The organism is Rhodobacter sp. JA431, from assembly GCF_900217725.1.
In the GTDB taxonomy this organism is placed as follows: Bacteria; Pseudomonadota; Alphaproteobacteria; order Rhodobacterales; family Rhodobacteraceae; genus Rhodobacter; species Rhodobacter aestuarii.
On the sequence record NZ_OBMP01000004.1, the window covers coordinates 78718 to 99480 of the forward strand.

Here is a 20763-nt window from a genome sequence, read left to right on the forward strand (position 1 = left end):
TGCAAGACGGGCGCGGCTCGCTTACCTGTCAGCTAACTTTGCGGAGGTTTCCGATGCTTTCTTCCTTCCTGCCCTATAGCGTGCTCGTGGCGCTGTCGCTGGTGTTCCAGATCCTGTGGTTCGTCATTTTGGCCCATGTGATCATGAGCTGGCTGATTGGCTTCAACGTGCTGAACATGCGCCAGCCGCTCGTTTACAAGCTGTGGGATCTGCTGACCCGCGCGCTTGAGCCGTTTTACGGCCCGATCCGGCGCATCTTGCCGCCGATGCAGGGCATTGATCTGACGCCTATGATCGTGATCATCGCCCTGATCTTCATCCAGCGGCTTTTGGGCATCTAAATGCCCGACCAGCCGGAGCGTGCGCCCGAGGCATTGCTTGCCTCGGTGTTCGGATTCCATGCCTTTCGACCGGGGCAGGAAGAGATCGTGCGCGCGGTTCTGGCAGGGCGCAACACTTTGGCGATCATGCCGACGGGCGGCGGGAAATCTTTGTGTTTCCAACTGCCTGCGCTGTGCCTAGACGGGCTGACGGTCGTTATCTCGCCGCTCATTGCGTTGATGCGCGATCAGGTGCGCTCACTGCGTGAGGCGGGCGTTGCGGCGGGCGCGCTCACCTCTGGCAATACCGAAGAAGAGACCGAAGAGGTCTTTGCTGCAATTGATGAAGGGCGCCTCAAGCTCCTTTACATCGCGCCCGAGCGACTCGCTGGCATTGGCACGCAAAACCTTTTGCGCCGCGCCAAGACCCGGCTGATTGCGGTGGACGAGGCGCATTGCGTGAGCCAATGGGGCCATGATTTCCGCCCCGATTATCTGCGCATTGGCGATTTGCGCCGCGCGCTGAATGTACCCTTGGCGGCGTTTACGGCCACGGCAGACGAGGAAACCCGCGCCGAGATTGTGACTCGGCTGTTTGATGGGCAGGCCCCGGCCACGTTCCTGCGGGGGTTTGACCGGCCCAATATCTCGCTCGCTTTTGAGCCCAAAGACCAACCACGCAAGCAAATCCTCGACTTTGCCGCCGCAAGGCGTGGGCAATCGGGCATTGTTTATTGTGCCTCGCGCGCGAAGACCGAACAATTGGCGAAGGCGCTGCAAGAGGCGGGGCACCCCGCCTGCCATTATCATGGTGGCATGGAGGCAGAAGACCGCCGCGCAGTCGAGGCCCGCTTTCAGCGCGAAGACGGGTTGATTGTGGTCGCCACCGTTGCCTTTGGCATGGGAGTCGATAAGCCAGATATCCGCTGGGTCGCCCATGCCGATCTGCCCAAGTCGATCGAAGGCTATTACCAAGAAATTGGCCGCGCGGGCCGCGATGGCGCGCCAGCCGAAACGCTTACGCTCTATGGCGCCGATGACATCCGCTTTCGGCGCCAGCAAATTGACGAAGGCATGGCCCCGCCGGAGCGCAAAGCAGCAGATCACGGGCGGCTGAATGCGCTTTTGGGGCTGGCAGAGGCCACGGGCTGCCGTCGCCAAAGGCTGCTCTCCTATTTCGGCGAAAGCTCCGAGCCGTGCGGGAATTGTGATCTGTGCGACACGCCGCCAGACCTGTTTGACGGCACCGAACCCGTTCGCAAAGCGCTGTCTGCCGCGCTGCGCACGGAGGAAAGCTACGGCGCGGGCCATCTGATCGAGATTTTGCTGGGCCAAACCAATGACCGGATCACCGCGCGCGGGCACGACAAGCTGCCGACTTTTGGCGTGGGCAAAGACCTGAGCCGCACGCAATGGCAGGCGGTGTTTCGGCAAATGCAGGGGCATGACCTCATTCGCCCCGATACCGCACGGCATGGCGCATTGGTGATGACCGAGCGCGCGCGGCCGATCTTGCGCGGTGAAGAAAGCATCACGTTGCGGCGCGATCTGGTGCGCAAGGCGCGCGCAAAACATGTGCCCAAGGCGCTGGTGTCAGATGAAGATGCGCCGCTGCTTTCGGCACTTAAGGCCAAGCGGCGCGCCTTGGCCGAGGCCGCTGGCCTGCCCGCCTATATGGTCTTTCCCGACCGCACCTTGATTGAAATGGCCGAAACCCGGCCACAAACGCTCGACCAATTCGCACGGATCAGCGGCGTGGGCGCGAAAAAGCTTGAAAGCTATGGCGCTGCGTTTTTGGAGGTGATTGCCGGGGCCGAGGCCGCAGCGCCCGTGCATCCGGCCCGACGCAAATTGGCAGGGCGCGAGGCGGGCACGCTTTATGATGCGCTAGAGGCCGCCCAGCGCGACCTCGCCCGCGGGTCTGATGGCTATGATCGGTTCCTGACCTGCCCGGCCAATGTGTTGCGCCGAATTGCCGAAAAGAAACCCCGCACCCGCGCGGAACTGGAAAAGGTCGGCGCATTGGGCGAAGCGAAATTGGACCGCTTCGCCGAGGCGTTTTTGGCGATTATCGCGGAAGAGCGCTGATTACTCTTCCGGTTCCGGCAGCACCGGGCGCGCTTCCTCGGGTTGATGCGCCTTGATCCTGTCCGTGATCGCGGCCTTCTTGAGCGGCTTCGTCAGATAATGGTCGAGCCCCGCTTCAAAGATCGAGTCGCTATCGCCCTCCATCGCATGGGCGGTGAGCGCACAAATCGGCACATGCGCCCCGGTGCCAAATTCCTCAGACCGGATCGCGCGGGTCGCCTCGCGCCCATCCATTTCGGGCATCGAGATATCCATGAAGATCAGGTCTGGCTTATATTTGCGCCATTCTTCCACCGCCTCGCGGCCATTGCCCGCAAAGCGCAGCTCGATATCGAGATCCTTGACCATCTTGCCGAACACCAATTGGTTGGTGCGGTTATCCTCGGCGGCCAAGATCCGCATCTGCCGCTTCACCGGCGCAGGCGGCGGGGGCGGCGGCGGTTCAGGTTCGGGCAGCGGCTCCGGTTCGGGCCGGACAGAAATTTTTTGCAGCATCCGGAACAGATCGGAGCGCAGCACGGGCTTTTCGAGGCAGCCAAAAAGGTTGCAATCCGCCTCTGCCTGCTCCAGCGCGGCATTGTCAGAGGTGAGCAACAAAATCGGCGTTTCATGCCCCATCGCGCGCAGGCGTTTGGAAAGCTCGATCCCGTCAAGATCGGGCATGTGATGATCGGTCAGCACCACGTCGAACTGCCCGCCATCATCAATGACATTGAGCGCCTCTGCCCCGGTGCGGCACAGCGTGACTTCGAGCCCATAGGTCTCAAGCTGGCGTTCCAAAATGACCCGGTTCACCAGAAGGTCATCCACCACCAGCGCCGCGCGCAGCGTGACGGGCGGGGTCGGTCGGTCAACGGGTTCAGCGGGTTCGGCACGCGGCAAGGTGACGATAAAGCCAAAGCAAGACCCTTCGCCCAGATTGCTATCCACCCAGACCGAGCCGCCCATCAGCAGCACCAACTGTCGGGTGATCGCAAGGCCAAGCCCGGTGCCCTCAAACCGGCGGTTCGAGGTGCTTTCGACCTGATTGAACTCACCAAAGACATGGTCGATGTTGTCGGCGGAAATGCCGATCCCGGTGTCTTCCACGGTGACGTGAAGTTCATAGGCATCGTCTTCACGCTCAAAGCCCACGACACGTGCCAGCACATGACCGGAGGCGGTGAACTTCACCGCATTGCCAATCAGGTTGGTCAAAATCTGCCGCATCCGCCCCGGGTCCGCCATGAAGCGGGTGGGCAAGAACAGGTCGTAATCGACCAGAAGCTTGATCCCCTTATCCTTGGCAGAGGGTTGAAGCAGCACCATGATCTCGTGCAGGCAGCGTTCCAGATCGAACTGTTCGGGGTATAGCCGCAGCCGTTCCGCCTCGATCTTCGAATAATCCAGAACGTCGTTGATGATCGTCAGCAGTGCTTCGCCCGAAGAGCGGATCGTTTCCGCGTAAAGCTGCTGTTCTTCGTTCAGATCGGTTTCGTAAAGCAATTCGGCCATGCCCACGACGCCATTCATCGGCGTGCGGATTTCATGGCTCATATTCGCCAAGAAGGCGGATTTCGCGCGGTTCGCGGCCTCGGCCTTATTGCGCGCCTCCTCCAATTCGCGCTCACGCTCAATGATCGGGGTGATGTTTTGCGACAGGCACACAAGGTCACCGTCGTCGCTCCACCGATCAATCATCTTGATATGCTGCCCCTCGCGGGTCTTGAGCACCATCGGCTCGATATGCTCGCGTTTGATTCGGGCAATCATGTCATGATGCCAATCAAGCGGGTCACGGCCCGCCATATCAATCATCTGATGATTGGCAACGATCTTGAGCACGGAATCATAGGTGACACCTGCCGTCACCGCGATCTCGCCATGAAAGAAAGACAGATAGGCTTTGTTCGCCACAACAAGCCGCAACTCACTGTCATAAACGGCAAAACCATCCTGAATCGTTTCAAGCGCGTCCCAAAGACGGCGCTGCGCGATCATCGCAACCGATTCTGCGCGCTCGAGATCACCGCGCACACGGTGGTTTTCCCCCTTGAGAGAGGCGGCCTCCGTAAGGGCCACTTGCAACCCGTGGCGTTGCTTCACGATCTGATCTGAAAGCGCCCGCGCATGCAGCGCAAGCTTTTGATTAGCGGCAAAAAGTTCGCGTTTCTTTTGCTCCAGCAGACGTTCTGCAGCCAACCGCGCGCGACGTTCTTGCGCCAATTTTTCCGACAACGCGGCTTCCATGCCCGGCACCCATTCAAAGTCTTTCCGGCAAAACTCGGCCATTTGGGTGAATTTGCAGTTAACGTTGTTGGGGTGTGAGCTTCACCGTTGAACGAAATTCCTTTGCGTGAGACGCTCTTGGCATCCAGTCCGGAGGATCAAATGCATTTGCCCAAAGCCTTGCTCGCCCTCTCCCTTTCTCTCATGGCCGCGCTGCCTGTAGCCGCCCAAGATAGACCGCTGACCCCTGCAAAACGTCTCTCCATCGCAGAAGGGATGGACCTGAGCGGGCGCGATTTGGCGCAATTGTTCGACACCACGCTGGAAGCCTGTCAGGCGGCGTGTCTACAAATCCCGGCCTGTGAAGCGATCACCTTTAACGCGCGCAACAACTCGTGCTTCCCCAAAACAGAGATCACCGGAATGACGCCCTATCAGGGTGCCTATTCCGGGGTTGTGGTGAAAGCGGCCAAAGAGACGGAAGCCCGCGCCCGGATTCGTGCTGCCGATCTTGGCTTTCTGCGCGAGGGCACAATCGCTGCTGCGACCGAGATGGCCAATGCCATGGGGCGGCGCCATATGACGAATTTCTCTTCGCCGAACGAGTTGCAGCAGGCGTTGCAAGCCGCCCGCGAACGCGGCGACCGAGAGCGGATGCAAGCCCTTACCGGCGCGCTTTTGGTGCTGAATGACTCCGCCGATTTGTGGGTGGATTACGCCACAATCGGGCTGGCGCTCAGCGACACCCGCGCGACCGCGTCGCAGCAAGTGACCGCCGCGGTGAACGGCTATTTGCGGGCGCCCAACAGTGCGGGCCAAGCGCAAGCGCTTTTGGTGATGTCAGACGCGTTGGAAAAGGCGCGCCGCACCAAGGAAATGCTGGAAGCTTTGAGGCTCGCAGTCACGCTTTCCAACCGACAAGACATTGCGACCGCATTGGAAAAGGCTGAGGGCAAATACGGGTTCCGGATCTCGGAGCATCAGGTGGAGGCCGACAAAGCCAGCCCGCGCATCTGCGCCACTTTCTCAGAAAACCTTGCGAAAAGCGGGGTAGATTACGCAAGCTTTGTGCAACTGCCCAAAGCGGGGCTCAGCGTTGAAGCCGAGGCGAACCAAATCTGCATCAGCGGAATTGAGCATGGTGAGCGTATCTCGCTGACCTTCCGCAAGGGCCTGCCCGATGCGCGCGGCGATACGCTGGGCAAAGATGTCGAGATCACGGCCTATGTGCGCGACCGCTCGCCCGCCGTAAGCTTTGCTGGGCGTTCTTATATCCTGCCGCGCGGAGCCGATACCGGCGTGCCGGTGCAAACGGTCAACCTTGAGCATCTGGACCTAAAAATCTTGCGCGTTTCCGACCGCAACCTGATCGCGGCGATGCGCGATGGCTATTTTGCACAGTCGCTCGACAGTTGGGGGCTCGACTATTTCGCGGGCGAGATGGCCGAAGAGGTCTGGCGCGGCACCGCAGATGTGAAGCTGCAAGTGAACCGCGACATGACCACCCGCCTGCCGGTGCAAGAGGTGACCGGGGCCTTGGGCGCGGGGGTTTATGTATTGGTGGCGGCGGTACCCGGTGCCGACGAATATGAAAGCCCGCCCGCCGCGCAATGGTTTGCGATTTCCGATCTGGGGATGACGACGTTTTCCGGTGCGGATGGCCTTACCGTCGCGGTGCGTGGCCTTTCTGATGCCGCCGCTGTGGATGGTGCCAAGGTGGAACTGGTTTCCAAAGGCAACAGCGTGATTGCCACCGCCATGACCGATGCTGCCGGGCTTGCCCATTTCGGCCCGGAGCTGGCGGCAGGCCACGGCAATGCTGCGCCGGGTCTGCTTTCGGTGACACGCGGCGAGGATCTGGCCTTCCTATCGCTTTCGGATGCCGAGTTTGACCTTTCGGATCGCGGGGTGGAAGGCATGCCGCCTGCCCCGGCTATTGATGTGTTCATGGCCACAGACCGGGGTGCCTACCGGGTGGGCGAAACCATCCACGCCACGCTTTTGGCGCGCGATTCCACTGCCACCGCGCTTGCGGGCCTGCCGCTTACCGCCGTGCTGATGCGCCCCGATGGCGTGGAATATGCTCGCGGCCTTGCCGAAGATGTGGGCGATGGCGGGCATCTTGTCGCGATGGATTTGGGGGCCGAGGTGCCGCGCGGCACCTGGCGGTTGGATATCTTCGCCGACCCGAAAGCCGCGCCGCTCACCTCTAAAAAACTGCTGGTAGAAGACTTCCTGCCCGAGCGGATCGACTTCACTCTTGACCTGCCCGAGGGGGTACTCTCGGGCGGTGATCTGCCCAAAATCGCGCTTGATGCGCGCTATCTGTTCGGCGCACCCGGTGCCGCGCTTGAAACCGAGGGCGATTTGACGATGCGCGCGGCGGCAACCGTGCCGGGCTATGATGGCTATCGTTTTGGCCGCCATGATGAGCCGACCGAAACCTCTTGGGGCGGTCTCGATAGCGGGGAAACCGATGCCCAAGGCCATGCCGATATCTGGGCGGAAATCCCCGAATATGGCTTTGATCAAGGCCGCCCGCTGCAAGCCACCTTCACGCTGCGCGTGAAAGAGGGCTCGGGCCGCCCGGTGGAGCGCAGCATTTCGCGGCTCGTGATGCCGCCCAAACCCGTGGTCGGGATCAAGCCGATGTTTGGCGAGAATACCGTGGCCGAGGGCACCGAGGCGGGCTTTGAGATTGTCGCGCTCAATGACAAGGTGCAGCCCGTGGCGCTTCCGGTGCGCTGGGTCGTGAACCGGGTCGAGACACAGTATCAGTGGTATGCGATGGATGGCTACTGGAACTGGGAGCCGATCACGCATCGCACCCGTGTTGCCGAAGGCAGTGCCACCACCGGCACGCTCAACCCGCTTAGAGTTTCGGCCAAGGTCGATTGGGGCCAATATGAGCTGGTGATTGAAACCGGCGATGATGAGGTTGTGGCGAGCTACGCTTTCGATGCGGGCTGGTATGCGCCTGCCGATGTGCTGACCAGCCCCGATCGGCTGCAACTCTCGTTGGATCAACCCGCTTATAAGGCGGGCGACACCGCGCAATTGCGGGTGGTTGCCCCTGCCAAAGGGGTGGCGCTGGTGTCGGTGCTCTCAAACCGGGTGATTTCGCTTGAGGCGGTTGAAGTGGCCGAGGGCGAGAACAAAATCGCGCTCCCCGTCACCGCAGAATGGGGCGCAGGCGCCTATGTCACGGCCTCCGTCTTGCGGCCCTTGGCCGAAGAGGCCCCCACCCGCGCCCCGAACCGCGCGATGGGGCTGGCCTATGCCAAGGTTGATCCGGGGCTGCGGGCACTGAAGGCCAGCTTTGATATGGCCGATGCCTCTGACCCGCGCGCCCCCATGCCGGTGGCGCTCAAGGTCGAAGGGATCGCGCCGGGTGAAACCGTGCATGCCACAATTGCCGCCGTGGATCTGGGGATTTTGAACCTGACGGGCTTCAAAGTTCCCGATCCGCAGGCGCATTACTTTGGCCAACGGCGGCTGGGCGTCGGCCTGCGCGATATTTACGGGCGGCTGATTGATGGCCGCGCGGGCGAGGCAGGCGTGATCCGTTCTGGTGGCGATGCCGCGCGCGAAATGTCGATGCAGGCGCCGCCCCCGACAGAGGAATTAGTGGCCTATTTCTCGGGCGCTTTGACGGCCGATGAAAACGGGGTGATTCACACCAGTTTTGACATGCCCGCCTTCAACGGCACGGTGCGACTTTCGGCCTTGGTTTGGTCCAAAACCGGGGTGGGGCAAGCCAGCAAAGATGTGCTGGTGCGCGATCCGGTGGTCGTCACCGCCTCGCTGCCGCGCTTCTTGGCACCGGGGGACCGCTCGCGCCTGTTGCTTGAGATTGTCCATGCCACCGGGCCTTCGGGCCGGATGGGGCTTGATGTCAGTTCGATGGGGCTTGGCCTTGGCGCTGCGCCTTCGGGCGTTGATTTGGCCGACCTTGGCAAAGCCGAAATCGAGGTGCCGCTGACCGCGCCGATGATTGAAGGCGTGCAAGAGGTGCGCGTGGCGCTCACCACCCCCGATGGCAAGCTTTTGGAAAAAGTGCTGAAGGTGGAGGTGAAAAACCTCAGCCCCGAGGTCGCGCGGCAATCGCGGTTTGACCTTGCAGCGGGGGATACCTTCACCTTTGACGCCAATGTCTTTGCCGGGTTCTTGCCCGGTTCGGCGCGCGCCACGCTCGCCTCTGGCCCGCTCGCGCAATTCAACACACCCGCGCTACTGTCGGCGCTGGATCGTTACCCTTATGGCTGCACCGAGCAGGTGACCTCCAAGGCGATGCCGCTGCTTTATCTCAGCTCGGTCGCTGAGGCGATGGAACTGGCCTCGCCCGCAGATTTACAAGACCGGATTGATACCGCCATTCGCAAGGTGCTGACCAATCAAGATGCCTCTGGCGCGTTTGGCCTGTGGCGCGCCGATGCGGGCGATGGCTGGCTTGATGCCTATGTGACCGACTTCCTGAGCCGGGCCCGTAAAGCGGGCCATGCGGTGCCCGACACTGCCTTCCGCAACGCGCTCGACAATCTGCGCAACCAAATCAACTACGCGCCAGATTTTGACGCAAACTCCAATGGTGGCGGGCAGGAACTGGCCTATCAACTGATGGTGCTGGCGCGGGAAGGGGCGGCAGCCGTTGGTGATTTGCGCTATTATGCCGATGTGAAAGGCGATGATTTCGGCACGCCCTTGGCTGCGGCCCAATTGGGCGCGGCGCTTGCCTCTTATGGGGATCAAACGCGGGCCGATGCAATGTTTGCTCGCGCCGCGCGGATGATCCGCGACTATGGCAAAGAAAAACCCGGTTGGCGCAACGACTATGGCACCCAATTGCGCGACAGTGCGGCGGTGCTGGCGCTAGCCTCGGAATCAGGGTCCAATGCCGTTAGCCTAGACACGGTTGGCACCTCGCTGATGGGGCGGCTCAACACCGGCACGCTGTCAACGCAGGAAGCCACTTGGACGCTGCTGGCCGCCCATGCGTTGATTGATCGCCCCGGCGCAGATGGGCTGACGATTGACGGTCTGCCCGCCGAGGGGCCGCTCGTGAAGGTGATTGACGCGGAGACCGCAGGCCGGTCGATTGCCATTGCCAATACCGGGGCGCGCCCGGCCACGCTGACGCTGACATCGGTGGGTGTGCCCGAAGTGGCGGAACCCGCAGGGGGCAATGGCTGGGCGATCAGCCGTAGCTATTACACGCTGCAAGGGGAGCGCGCCGACCCCGCGCTTGTGGCGCAAGGCACGCGGCTGGTGACGGTTCTGGAAGTGGCGCCGCAGGGCTATCAAGAAGCGCGGCTGATGGTTTCTGACCCGCTGCCCGCAGGTTTTGAGATCGACAACCCGAACCTGATCAGTGGCGGCGATCTGGCGGCACTTGATTGGCTGGAAGCCACCTCCAACACGCGGATGACCGAGTTCCGGCAAGACCAGTTCTTGGCGGCGGTGGATTGGCAGTCGAAACAACCGTTCCGGCTTGTCTATATCGTCCGCGCTGTGTCGCCCGGCACCTTCTTGCATCCCGCGCCATCGGTCGAAGATATGTATCGCCCCGAGATGCGCGCGCATGGGGACACCGGGGTGGTGCGGATCGAGTGAGACCACGGCTTTTCTTTGCGGCCGCCCTTGGCCTTGCGCTGACTGCGGGCGGCCGTGATGCGTTTGACGACTGGATCGCGGCGACCGACTTGCCGCCTCTGACCGTCGCTGTCGGCACTGAAGTTCTGGCCCGTGATGGCAGCCTGTTGCGTGCCTTTCCGGTGGCCGATGGGCGCTGGAGGCTGGCCCCCGGCCCAGTGGACAGCGCCTATCTGCAAGAGCTTGTCGCCTATGAAGATGGGCGGTTTTGGCAGCATGCGGGCGTGGACCCTTGGGCGGTTTTGCGCGCCGGGGCGCAGGTGCTTTGGCATCAAAAGGTCGTTTCGGGGGCCTCAACGTTAACGATGCAAGTGGCGCGGCTTTTGGAAGATGGCCCCACCGGCACGCTGGCGGGCAAAGCACGGCAGGCGCGGGTGGCACTGGCGCTCGAACGGCGGCTGAGCAAAGAGCAAGTTCTTGATCTTTACCTGAGGCTCGCCCCCTATGGGGGCAATCTTGAGGGCGTGCGGGCGGCCTCCTTGTCTTGGTTTGGCAAAGAGCCGCGGCGGCTTACCCCCGCACAAGCGGCGCTTTTGATCGCCCTGCCGCAATCGCCCGAAAGCCGCCGCCCGGACCGCCATCCGCAAGCCGCCAAAGCCGCGCGCGACCGGGTGCTGGATCGGCTCGCTGCCGCAGGTGTTTTGGCCAAAGACAGCGCCGCAGCAGCCAAAGCCGAACCCATCCCAAACGCGCGACGCGCTTTCCCCGCCCTTGCCCCACATCTCACCGCACGGCTGTTTGCCGGTGCGCCCCAAGGCGCGCGGATAGAAACAACGATTGATCCGCAACTGCAGCGCGCGGCGGAAAAACTCGCCCGCCGTGCTGTGCGCGGGCAGGTCGGGCAAGTGTCCGTGGCGATGCTTATGGCCGATCATCAGAGCGGGGAGATTTTGGCCGAAGTTGGCGGCGCAGAATGGACAGACAGCGCGCGCGCCGGGTTTGTCGACCTGACCCAAGCGCCGCGCTCGCCCGGGTCTACGCTCAAGCCGTTTATCTATGCGCTGGCTTTTGATGACGGCCTCGCCCATCCCGAAACGCTGATTGAAGACCGCCCCGTTGCCTTTGGCCCGTGGCGACCACAGAACTTTGACCGCGAATTTCGCGGCACCGTCACGATACGCCAAGCGCTGACGCTGTCGCTCAACATCCCCGTCGTCAGTCTGACAGAGGCTTTGGGGCCCGAACGGCTTTTGGCCACTTTGCGCCGTGCAGGCGCGACCCCCACCCTGCCCACGAGCGCACCACCCGGATTGGCGATCAGTTTGGGCGGGCTGGGGATCAGTCTTGAAGACCTTGTGCAAGCCTATGCCGCGCTCGCCCGTCTGGGCCAACCGGTGCAGCTTTCTGCCGAAGCGGGTGGGGCACATCCGCTGGATGGGCAGTTGTTCGGAGCCGTGGCCGCGTGGCAAGTGAGCGAGATTTTGTCGCGTATCGCGCCGCCGCCGGGCGGCACGCCAAATCGCATCGCCTATAAGACCGGCACTTCGTATGGGCACCGTGATGCGCTGGCTTTGGGTTTTGATGGTCGCCATGTGGCGGGCGTTTGGATGGGGCGGGCCGATGGCACGCCGGTGCCGGGCGCCTTTGGCGGCGAGCTTGCCGCGCCGATCCTGTTTGAGATGTTCGACTGGGTTGGGCCCGAACGCGCGCCTTTACCACCGCCGCCGCCCGCTACGCTATTGCTGCCCAATGCGCGACTGCCGCAACCGTTACAACGCTTCCGCCCGCGTGATGCCGCTTTTGCCGAGGTGGTGGCGGGTGCGCCGGAAGTCACCTTCCCGCCCGATGGGGCCGAGGTGGAAACAGCGGGCCAAGGGCTGGTGGTCAAGCTGCGTGGCGGTCAACCGCCCTTCACATGGCTCGTGAACGGCGCGCCGCTGATTGTGGGCTCACGCACGCGCGAAACGGTGCTGAACCTGACAAACCCCGGTTACGTGAGCCTAACGGTTCTCGACGCGCAAGGCCGCGCCGCGCATCGGCAGGTTATCCTGCGCCGTTAGACGAGCGTCTTAGCCCGCGAACCGCCAAATGAAACACAGGCGCGCCCGACCCGTGTTGCTGCCCTTCGGCTCGACCATTTCCCACTGCCCGACCAGCTTGTGCTTGCTACCATGTTTCATTGTTACGCCCTTTGATCGTCGATGCCGCAGCATCGTCGAAAAGGGTTAACGAACCATGGGCTCCAGCAGCACGGGTTCCAGCGGCTGGCGGCCTTCGGGGGTCAAGAGCCACGCTTTACGCCCCTCGATCACTGCGGTGGACAGCGGCCCACCATAGCCAGCAGAACTATCTAGGTTGAGCCGGTTGCCATAATGGGTGGATTCATCAAGCGCGGTATGACCATGCACAATAAGCGCACCATGGTCGCGCGTATCGGTCAGGAACTCGCCCCGGATCCACACCAGATCATCTTCTTGTTGCGCCTCCAGCGGGATGCCGGGGCGAATGCCCGCATGCACAAAAACAGCGTCATCGCGGGTGTAGCTGGTGGGCAATTCTCGCGCCCAGATGCGATGCTCGGGCGGCACGGCGCAAAGTGCCTCGGTATGCACTTGCTCGACGGGGCGATTGCCCGGTTCGCGGATGCCATAGCTTGCCAACGTCTGCGGCCCACCGAGGCGCGGGTGCAGCCAAGTATATCCGGGCCTCAGGCGCGGATCGCGTTTCCACGGATCATCTAGAAAGGTCGAAAACATCCGGTCATGGTTGCCCTTGATCACAACAATGTTTTCGCCCCGGCTTTGGGCCTCGTACAAATGCGCGATCACCTGCGCCGATTTTGGGCCGCGATCACACAAATCGCCCAGCACCACCACTGGGCTATCGGCCGCGCCATCGCGGGCGCGGTCTTTTTCAATCATCTCGAAGGCGCGCAGCATCAGGTCATATTGGCCGTGAATGTCGCCAATGGCGTAAGTCTGCATAGTCTCTCCAATGGATAAGGCCCCCCGCGGTCGCGGAGGGCCCCGATTACCTAAGGTTAGCTAGCTCAGCGGATATTAAATTCCAACGGCTTCACTTGCTGGAAGAGACCGGTGGCTTCCAAATCGGCCACAGCCTCGGCCCCGAGCACCTCATCAAGATAGGCAATGGCAATCGCTTCGCCACCCGCCGCTGCGCGGCCAAGGGTAAAGTTCGCGACGTTGGCCTTGTGCTTGCCAAGCATCGTGCCGAGCGTACCGATGATGCCGGGCACGTCTTTGTTGGTGGTGTAGAGCATGTGCTGCCCCACCTCGGCGTCGATGGTGATGCCTTTGATCTGGATGAAGCGCGGTTTGCCATCCGAGAAGCAAGTGCCCGCAATCGACCGCTCGCGCTCATCGGTGACCACGGTCACTTTGATGTAGCCATCGAACACGCCCGATTTGTCTTGCGTCGTGGTCGAGATTTGGATGCCGCGTTCCTTCGCGATCACCGGGGCCGAGACCATGTTCACATCGGGGTTGGCGCGGCTCATGATGCCCGCGATCACCGCGCAATCAAGTGCCTTGAGGTTCATGCCCGAAGCGGTGCCGTCATAGGTGATGTTGATCGCTTTGATCGGTTCATCGGTCATTTGGCCGATGAAGGCACCGAGGTATTCGGCCAGTTTCACCCAGGGGCCCATGACCTTCGCTTCTTCAGCGGTCATCGAAGGCATGTTGAGCGCGTTTTCAACCGCCCCGTCGAGCAGGTAGTTCGACATTTGCTCGGCGACTTGCAGCGCCACGTTTTCTTGGGCTTCCGAGGTGGAGGCACCAAGGTGCGGGGTGCAAACGACGTTGGGCAGGTTGAAAAGCGGGTTTTCGGTGGCCGGTTCAACCGAGAACACGTCAAAGGCAGCGCCCGCGACATGGCCCGATTTCAGCATTTCGGCCAGCGCCTCTTCATCGACCAGACCGCCACGGGCGCAGTTGATGATGCGCACGCCGGGTTTGGTTTTGGCGAGGTTTTCGCGGCTCAGGATGTTGCGGGTGCTGTCGGTCAGCGGCACGTGCAGCGTGATGAAATCGGCGCGCTTGAGCAGGTCTTCCAGTTCGACCTTTTCGACGCCCATTTTTTGCGCCTTTTCTTCGCCCAAGAAGGGGTCATAGGCCACGACCTTCATTTTCAGGCCTTTGGCGCGGTCGCACACGATCCCGCCAATGTTGCCCGCGCCGATCACGCCGAGCGTTTTACCGGTCAGTTCGACACCCATGAATTTCGACTTTTCCCATTTGCCCGCATGGGTCGAAGCCGAAGCCTCGGGGATTTGGCGCGCCACGGCGAACATCATCGCAATTGCATGTTCGGCAGTGGTGATCATGTTGCCGAAGGGCGTGTTCATCACGATGATGCCCTTTTTCGACGCGGCTTCTTTATCGACGTTGTCGACACCGATACCCGCACGGCCGATCACTTTGAGGTTGGTGGCTTTTTCAAGCAACGCAGCCGTGGCCTTGGTGGCCGAACGGATCGCCAGACCATCATAGTTGCCGATGATCTCGGCCAGTTTTTCTTTGTCTTTGCCGAGTTTCGGCTGGAAATCGACCTCGATGCCGCGATCTTTGAAGATCTGAACGGCGGCGTCAGAGAGGGCGTCGGAGATGAGAACCTTGGGGGCCATTTCTAGGGCTCCTGAATATTCAGAAAATTTGGGAAGGATGGGCGCCGCATGCGCCCATCACGTTCACAGATCAGATGTGAAATCAGGCTTGCGCCGCGATTTCCGCTTCAAAAGCGTAGGCAACCCACGGCATCAGCGCTTCAACGTCCGATTTCTCGACCGTCGAGCCGCACCAGATACGCAGACCAGCCGGGGCATCGCGATAGGCGCCCATGTCCAGCGCAACGCCTTCTTTTTCCAGCCGTTTGGCAACGGCTTTGGCAAAGGCAGCACCGTCTTTGATGCGGTCGTCGGTGAATTTCACGCAAACGCTGGTGGTCGAAGCCGTCGCTGGATCATTGGCAAGGTTCGCGATCCAGTCATTGGCGTCGCAGAAATCCCAGACAACTTTGGCATTGGCGGCGGCACGGTCGACAAGGCCTTTCAGCCCGCCCACGGTTTGCGCCCATTTCAGCGAGACAAGGTAATCTTCGACGCAAAGCATCGAGGGCGTGTTGATCGTTTCACCTTTGAAGATGCCTTCGATCAGCTTGCCGCCTTTGGTCATGCGGAAGATTTTCGGCAGCGGCCATGCGGGGGCGTAGCTTTCAAGGCGCTCCACAGCGCGCGGGCTGAGGATCAGCACACCGTGACCACCTTCACCGCCCAGCACCTTCTGCCAAGAGAAGGTGGTGACATCGAGTTTGTCCCACGGCAAGTCCATCGCGAAAGCGGCCGAGGTGGCGTCGCAAATGGTCAGGCCTTCGCGGTCCGCCGGGATCGCGTCGCCATTCGGCACGCGCACACCCGAGGTGGTGCCGTTCCACGTGAACACAACATCGGTGTTAAAATCGACGGTGGCAAAATCGACGATATCGCCGTAGCCAGCTTCTTTCACTTCGGCGTCAATCTTGAGCTGTTTCACCACATCGGTGACCCAGCCGGAGCCAAAGCTTTCCCAAGCGCACATGGTCGCTTTGCGGGCGCCAAGGAGCGACCAAAGCGCCATCTCAACAGCGCCGGTGTCCGAGGCAGGAACGATGCCGATGCGGTAATCCGCAGGCACGCCCAGAATTTCACGGGTGAGGTCAATCGCCTCTTTCAGCTTGGCTTTGCCAATCGCGGCGCGGTGCGACCGACCAAGCGGCGCATCAGCAAGCATGTCGAGGGAGTAACCGGGGATCTTCGTGCAGGGGCCCGAAGAAAAACGCGGGTTAGCCGGCCGCGTGGCCGGAGCAGTCTGTGCCATCTGTGCTATCCTTCCAGATAAACGCCCCTCGTTGGGGAGGGGTGTCCCGCCGTCGCTGGTATAGGTTTCGCTGCACTGGCACAATATAGAAAATACCGCTAAAGCGTCGCATCAGGCGCAAAAAGCGACACAGAATTCCACTATCGGAAACAGACCGGATAAAGCCCATGTTTATTGCCACTTTGCTTGCCAACCCCACCGCTGCCGATCTGACCGCCATTGCGGTTGAGTCGCTGCGCAATGCTTGGGGGGGCGGCGAGTTGCGCTGGCTCGCCCCCGGTATTGCGGCGGAATTCGCGCTGGAAAGCGTGCCCGAGAATCGCTGGCAAGTGTGGGAAGATCTTCAAGGCATGGGTGTCGACCTTGTCGTGCAACCGCAGGCCGGGCGTCGCAAACAGATGCTGCTGGCCGATATGGACAGCACGATGATCCAGCAAGAGTGCATTGATGAGCTGGCCGATGTGGCGGGCGTCGGCGCGCAGGTAAGCGAAATCACCGCGCGGGCGATGAATGGAGAGCTCGACTTTGAAGGCGCGCTGACCGAGCGGCTGGGGCTTTTGACCGGGCTACCGGAAAGCGTGATCGCGCGGGTGATTGCCGAGCGCATCACCTTCATGCCGGGCGGGCACGATCTGCTGCGCACGATGAAGGCCAATGGCGCCTATTGCGCGCTGGTCTCGGGCGGGTTCACCGCCTTTACGGCCTATGTCGCCGAAACGCTCGGGTTTGAGGAGCATCGCGCCAATGTGCTTGGCATTGAAAACGGTGCGCTGACGGGCATTCCGGTCAAGCCGATCTTGGGGCGCGAGGCGAAGGTGCAGGCCTTCCATGACATCACCACCCGGCTTGGCCTCGCCCCCGAACAAGTGATGGCCGTGGGCGATGGCGCGAACGATCTAGGCATGTTGAAACTGGCGGGAGCAGGCGTGGCGCTGCACGCCAAACCCTCTGTCGCGGCGCAGTGCGATATTCGCATCAACCACGGTGACCTGTCGGCGCTGCTTTACATTCAGGGCTATGCGGTCGGCGATTTCGCCTGAAGCTCGGCCCCGCCCTGCCAGATGCGGGCAAGCTGCCAATCTTCGGTGAAATGCACCAGATCGGCGGGATAGCCGGGGGCGATGCGCCCGGCCCTTGCCCCAATCACATCCGCGGGGCGAGCGGTCATCATCGCCAGCGCCTGCGCAGGCGGCAGACCCAAACTGCCTAGGCAAAACCGCAAAGCTTGCGGCAGGCTGAGGTCTGCGCCAGCAAGCGTGCCATTTTCGGTGCGCAAGGCGCCATCGGCGCGCAAAATGCGCTGCCCGGCCAAGTCAAACGCCGCCAAATCAGTGCCCGCGGCGGCCATCGCATCGGTGACAAGAATGATCCGATCCCCGGCCAGTTGCAGCGCCAGCTTTGCAGTCTCCGGCGCGACGTGAATGCCGTCGGCAATCAACCCCACAGCGAAGGGCAGGCTCAGCGCCGCGCCCACAAGACCGGGCTCGCGGGAACCAAGCTGGCTCATCGCGTTAAAAAGATGCGTCACCCCGCGCGCACCTGCCTGGCTTGCAGCCTGCGCTTCCGCAAAGCTGCAGTCGGCATGGCCCAAAAACACAACCACCCCCGCTTCGGTCAGCCGGGCGATTTGCTCGGGCGTCACCGCAGCCGGAGCCACAGTAATTTTCAGCACGGGCAAACCGGCGCGCGCTTCGCAGAGTGTTTCGAGGTCGTCTTGATCCATCGGGCGGATGTGCTGGGCAGGATGGCAACCGGGGCGCTTGGGGTCCAAATGCGGGCCTTCAAGATGCAACCCCAAGAACCCCGGCACACGGCCCACAGCCGCCACGCCCGCCGCCAAGACCTTGCGCGTTTCAGCAGCAGAGTTGGTGATGAGCGTTGGCAAAACAGAGGTCGTCCCCAAGGCGGCATGGGCGGCGCAAATCGTGGCGATCTCTTGCACTGGGTCATCGCCCGCGCCCAGCATCACCCCGCCGCCGCCGTTCACTTGTAGGTCCACAAGACCCGGCGCCAGAACCCCGCCTTTGAGCGCGATCTGCTCTCCCTCAGGGCATTGCGCCAAGGGTGTGATCGCTTCAATCTGGCCATCGCAAACCACCAGCGCCTGGCCCTCATGAAAGGCCGCACCGTCAAAGAACCGCGCGCCAGTAAAGATCACTCTGCCCATATCGTTTCATCCATCGCCATGGCCAGCGCGCCATCGACAGCCGTCCCCAAAGGCTCGGCCCGAGGCCAATCGGGCAGCGCAAGCGTGGGGCCGAGCCCGCCTTGCCACACAACCGGCAAGGGCGGATCGCATTGCAACAAGCCAATTGCACGGCGCAGTTCCGCCTGCGTTTCAGCCATGACCTCTTGTGTCAGCGGGTCATCCAGCGCAGCCGCCATTTTATAAACGAGCCGCGCATGATCCCCCGGCGTTTTGGAGAGCGTAAAGGCCACAAGTCCCGGCCCGCCGCCCAAATCCGCCAGCACCGTTTCAGCCAAAGGGGTGAGCGGGGTATAGCCATCCAACATCCGGGTGATGCGGTTGAGCATTAGCCGCCCCATCCATGCGCCCGACGCTTCATCGCCCAACCGAAAGCCCCAGCCGCCGATCGCTTTCACCTCGCCATGCAATTGCCGCGCAAAAACAGAGCCCGTGCCAATCGCCGCCACGATCCCAGCGCCTTGGCCCAGCGCCCCGCGCAGCGACGTGGCAATGTCTTGCACCACCTTGGCGCGAAACGGCAGTTCTGCCGCCAAGCGCCCCCCGGCGCCCGAAAGGTTTGCCCCGGCCACCCCCAAAACCGCGCGCACATCAGCCACCGGATGATCCCCGATTACCTCAAGCGCCAAAGCCTTTAAGCGCGCTGCAGCGGTTGTGTAATCGGAGGCGATATTGGCCGAGCCACCCTCGCCGCGCGCCAAAATTTGACCCGACGCATCGGCCAAAACCGCGCGGCACCCGCTGCCACCGCCATCAATGCCCAGATAGATCATCGTCCCTCCGTTTGCCGCAAGATGCCGCGCGGCTTAGGGCCGGGCAAGGCGAAACACGGCGAATATACGCGTGCCGCCCGATCCGGGCTTGCGATCTTGGTAACGAGATTGTTAGGAGATTGCCCGAACACTGGGGGGCAGATGTTACGCAAATCGGCTTGGGCATTGGCGCTGGGAACAATGGCGCTTTCGGGTTGTGTGGCCGTGGTGCCGCTACCGATCATCAAACCCACCGAGGTCAGCAGCCGCGCCAATGTATTGGATGGCAGCCTGACACTTGCCGCGCCTGAAGGCTATTGCGTTGATCCGAAATCGCGGCAAGACGGAGCCGAGGCTGCCTTTGTTCTTTGGGGCAATTGCGCCGCGATTGCGCGGGATGGGAGCGCACCGCAACCCAAGCACCGCGCCCTCCTAAGCGCGACCGTCGGCCCCATGCCCGACGTTCCGCTTGAGACTGCCCTGAAGAATTATGAGACCTTCTTCCAGTCCGAAGCCGGGCGGGCGGCGATGGCGCGATCTGGGCAGGCCGAAGACGTCGAAATTCTGACGGTGCAAGAACAAGAGCGGCGTTTGCTGTTCAAAATATCGGACCGCTCCGCCGTAACGAAGGGGCCGCTTGATGCCGTCTACTGGCGCGCGATCACCGGGCTGGATCATCATATCGCCGCGCTGTCGGTGATGCCGATGCGCGGCAGCGCCCTAAGCGACAAAGCGCAACTCTCCCTTTTGCAATCGCTAGAGGCGAGTATCCGCGCCGCGAACTGAATCTGGCTCACGCATAAGTTGTGACGTGCGGGAAAACCCCCATATCGAATGATTTGCGGCTTCATTTCCACGGCTCGACATGCCAAATGGGACATGTGGGGTAGATTGTTTCGCAATTCGCAACGCCGCAGCGGCACTGTAGCACTATTGGGGCACAATGGTGAAAATGACGGGCAAGTCTAACACCTTCCTTGATCGGCTTGTGCAAGGCCGGATGCTCGCCCGCTGGGCCCGCGCCGCACGCCTTGCCCCCGCGCTTGAGGGGCAAGAATTGCGGCAGCTGCGCTCTGATGCCCGCGCTCTCAAACGTGAAATTGACCGGGTTTTGTTCGCCGCTGAGGGCAAGCTTTCGATGCCGCTGGGCGGTGGGGATGGGATTGAGCGCCCCTTGGGCTGCGATTGGGCTTGGCGCCCCGAGGTTTGGCGTGGGCCAGTCTTTCCGCAAGGAGTCGCGGCCGCGCAATCGCGCGCGATGATGGGCCGCGAGGTTACGCTGTTTCATGATTGCAAAGTCTCGGAACTGACCCTGCGCCAAATCCGTAATACTGGCGTGCAAGACTTAGCTCCCTTTGGGCTGCGCATGGATGTGTTCCGCTTTGACGGGTCTTTCCTGTCGCTGGTACTGGACCTCCCCGAGGCAGGCGTGACAGGGCTGCGGCGCAACCATCTCATCCGGCTCGGGCTTGAGGTGGAGCTGGAAAAACCGCTTGAGATTTTCTGCCGGCTGAATGTGAAGCACGGCCCGAACACCGACCAATTGGTGCGCGAACTGCCCGTCCAGACGGGGCAGAATTTCGTCGAATTCGACCTCGCCTATACAAAGATGAATGAAAAGCGGGTCGAGAAGGCTTGGGTGGATATCATCTTCGAAGGGCCGCAGATGAACCAGATCGTGCTGCGCGACCTGACCTTCGCGCGCCATCCGCGCGCTGAAATTTAAG

At 61.8% G+C, this 20763-nt stretch carries 13 protein-coding genes; 7 read left to right on the forward strand and 6 right to left on the reverse strand.

The window, feature by feature from the left end; all coding sequences use genetic code 11:
• Positions 1–53: 53 nt before the first annotated feature.
• Both CRO18_RS09595 and recQ read left to right on the forward strand, forming a co-directional pair.
• A complete protein-coding gene (locus CRO18_RS09595) occupies positions 54–341 on the forward strand; it encodes a YggT family protein (protein ID WP_076484446.1) in 288 nt (95 codons plus the stop codon).
• Positions 342–2408, forward strand: coding sequence for a DNA helicase RecQ (recQ, locus tag CRO18_RS09600; protein ID WP_097081974.1), 2067 nt, complete (start codon positions 342–344; stop codon positions 2406–2408).
• Here the strand turns inward: recQ and CRO18_RS09605 are convergent, their stop codons facing one another.
• Positions 2409–4679: a response regulator gene (locus CRO18_RS09605; RefSeq protein ID WP_249276033.1), complete on the reverse strand. Its 2271-nt coding sequence runs from the start codon at positions 4677–4679 to the stop codon at positions 2409–2411.
• 99 nt (positions 4680–4778) lie between these two features.
• Between CRO18_RS09605 and CRO18_RS09610 the strand changes: the two genes are divergently transcribed.
• On the forward strand, positions 4779–10226 hold the full coding sequence (locus tag CRO18_RS09610; protein ID WP_097081975.1) for an alpha-2-macroglobulin family protein: 5448 nt from the start codon (positions 4779–4781) through the stop codon (positions 10224–10226).
• Complete coding sequence (pbpC, locus tag CRO18_RS09615; RefSeq protein WP_097081976.1) at positions 10223–12265, forward strand: penicillin-binding protein 1C; 2043 nt, start codon at positions 10223–10225, stop codon at positions 12263–12265. The genes CRO18_RS09610 and pbpC overlap by 4 nt, the downstream gene beginning before the upstream one ends.
• A 165-nt stretch (positions 12266–12430) precedes the next feature.
• On the opposite strand, the gene CRO18_RS09620 is transcribed toward pbpC, so the two are convergent.
• The 3 genes from CRO18_RS09620 to CRO18_RS09630 form a co-directional block, all read right to left on the reverse strand.
• Entirely contained in the window at positions 12431–13189 is a 759-nt protein-coding gene (locus CRO18_RS09620) for a metallophosphoesterase family protein (RefSeq protein WP_097081977.1), read from the reverse strand.
• Between the two features lie 65 nt (positions 13190–13254).
• Complete coding sequence (gene serA, locus CRO18_RS09625) at positions 13255–14850, reverse strand: phosphoglycerate dehydrogenase (protein WP_076484441.1); 1596 nt, start codon at positions 14848–14850, stop codon at positions 13255–13257.
• A gap of 82 nt (positions 14851–14932) precedes the next feature.
• Positions 14933–16078, reverse strand: coding sequence for a phosphoserine transaminase (locus tag CRO18_RS09630; protein ID WP_076484440.1), 1146 nt, complete (start codon positions 16076–16078; stop codon positions 14933–14935).
• Positions 16079–16245: 167 nt separating this feature from the next.
• Here CRO18_RS09630 and serB point away from each other — a divergent pair, with 167 nt between their 5' ends.
• Entirely contained in the window at positions 16246–17118 is an 873-nt protein-coding gene (serB, locus tag CRO18_RS09635; RefSeq protein ID WP_097081978.1) for a phosphoserine phosphatase SerB, read from the forward strand.
• On the opposite strand, the gene nagA is transcribed toward serB, so the two are convergent.
• Positions 17094–18245, reverse strand: coding sequence for an N-acetylglucosamine-6-phosphate deacetylase (nagA, locus tag CRO18_RS09640; protein ID WP_097081979.1), 1152 nt, complete (start codon positions 18243–18245; stop codon positions 17094–17096). The two genes, serB and nagA, sit on opposite strands and share 25 nt — an antisense overlap.
• Positions 18233–19057: a BadF/BadG/BcrA/BcrD ATPase family protein gene (locus CRO18_RS09645; RefSeq protein WP_097081980.1), complete on the reverse strand. Its 825-nt coding sequence runs from the start codon at positions 19055–19057 to the stop codon at positions 18233–18235. The genes nagA and CRO18_RS09645 overlap by 13 nt, the downstream gene beginning before the upstream one ends.
• Before the next feature lie 141 nt (positions 19058–19198).
• Between CRO18_RS09645 and CRO18_RS09650 the strand changes: the two genes are divergently transcribed.
• Entirely contained in the window at positions 19199–19822 is a 624-nt protein-coding gene (locus CRO18_RS09650) for a hypothetical protein (RefSeq protein ID WP_143128621.1), read from the forward strand.
• 166 nt (positions 19823–19988) lie between these two features.
• Positions 19989–20762, forward strand: a complete 774-nt coding sequence (locus tag CRO18_RS09655) for a DUF6478 family protein (RefSeq protein WP_076484537.1) — start codon at positions 19989–19991, stop codon at positions 20760–20762.
• Position 20763: the final 1 nt, after the last annotated feature.

What these genes read in the sequence shown, in the direction of transcription:
- CRO18_RS09595 (WP_076484446.1), top strand. Translation starts at nt 54, where the DNA reads ATGCTTTCTTCCTTCCTGCCCTATAGCGTGCTCGTGGCGCTGTCGCTG.
- recQ (WP_097081974.1), top strand. Translation starts at nt 342, where the DNA reads ATGCCCGACCAGCCGGAGCGTGCGCCCGAGGCATTGCTTGCCTCGGTG.
- CRO18_RS09605 (WP_249276033.1), bottom strand. Translation starts at nt 4,679, where the DNA reads ATGGCCGAGTTTTGCCGGAAAGACTTTGAATGGGTGCCGGGCATGGAA.
- CRO18_RS09610 (WP_097081975.1), top strand. Translation starts at nt 4,779, where the DNA reads ATGCATTTGCCCAAAGCCTTGCTCGCCCTCTCCCTTTCTCTCATGGCC.
- CRO18_RS09620 (WP_097081977.1), bottom strand. Translation starts at nt 13,189, where the DNA reads ATGCAGACTTACGCCATTGGCGACATTCACGGCCAATATGACCTGATG.
- serA (WP_076484441.1), bottom strand. Translation starts at nt 14,850, where the DNA reads ATGGCCCCCAAGGTTCTCATCTCCGACGCCCTCTCTGACGCCGCCGTT.
- CRO18_RS09630 (WP_076484440.1), bottom strand. Translation starts at nt 16,078, where the DNA reads ATGGCACAGACTGCTCCGGCCACGCGGCCGGCTAACCCGCGTTTTTCT.
- serB (WP_097081978.1), top strand. Translation starts at nt 16,246, where the DNA reads ATGTTTATTGCCACTTTGCTTGCCAACCCCACCGCTGCCGATCTGACC.
- nagA (WP_097081979.1), bottom strand. Translation starts at nt 18,245, where the DNA reads ATGGGCAGAGTGATCTTTACTGGCGCGCGGTTCTTTGACGGTGCGGCC.
- CRO18_RS09645 (WP_097081980.1), bottom strand. Translation starts at nt 19,057, where the DNA reads ATGATCTATCTGGGCATTGATGGCGGTGGCAGCGGGTGCCGCGCGGTT.
- CRO18_RS09650 (WP_143128621.1), top strand. Translation starts at nt 19,199, where the DNA reads ATGTTACGCAAATCGGCTTGGGCATTGGCGCTGGGAACAATGGCGCTT.
- CRO18_RS09655 (WP_076484537.1), top strand. Translation starts at nt 19,989, where the DNA reads ATGACGGGCAAGTCTAACACCTTCCTTGATCGGCTTGTGCAAGGCCGG.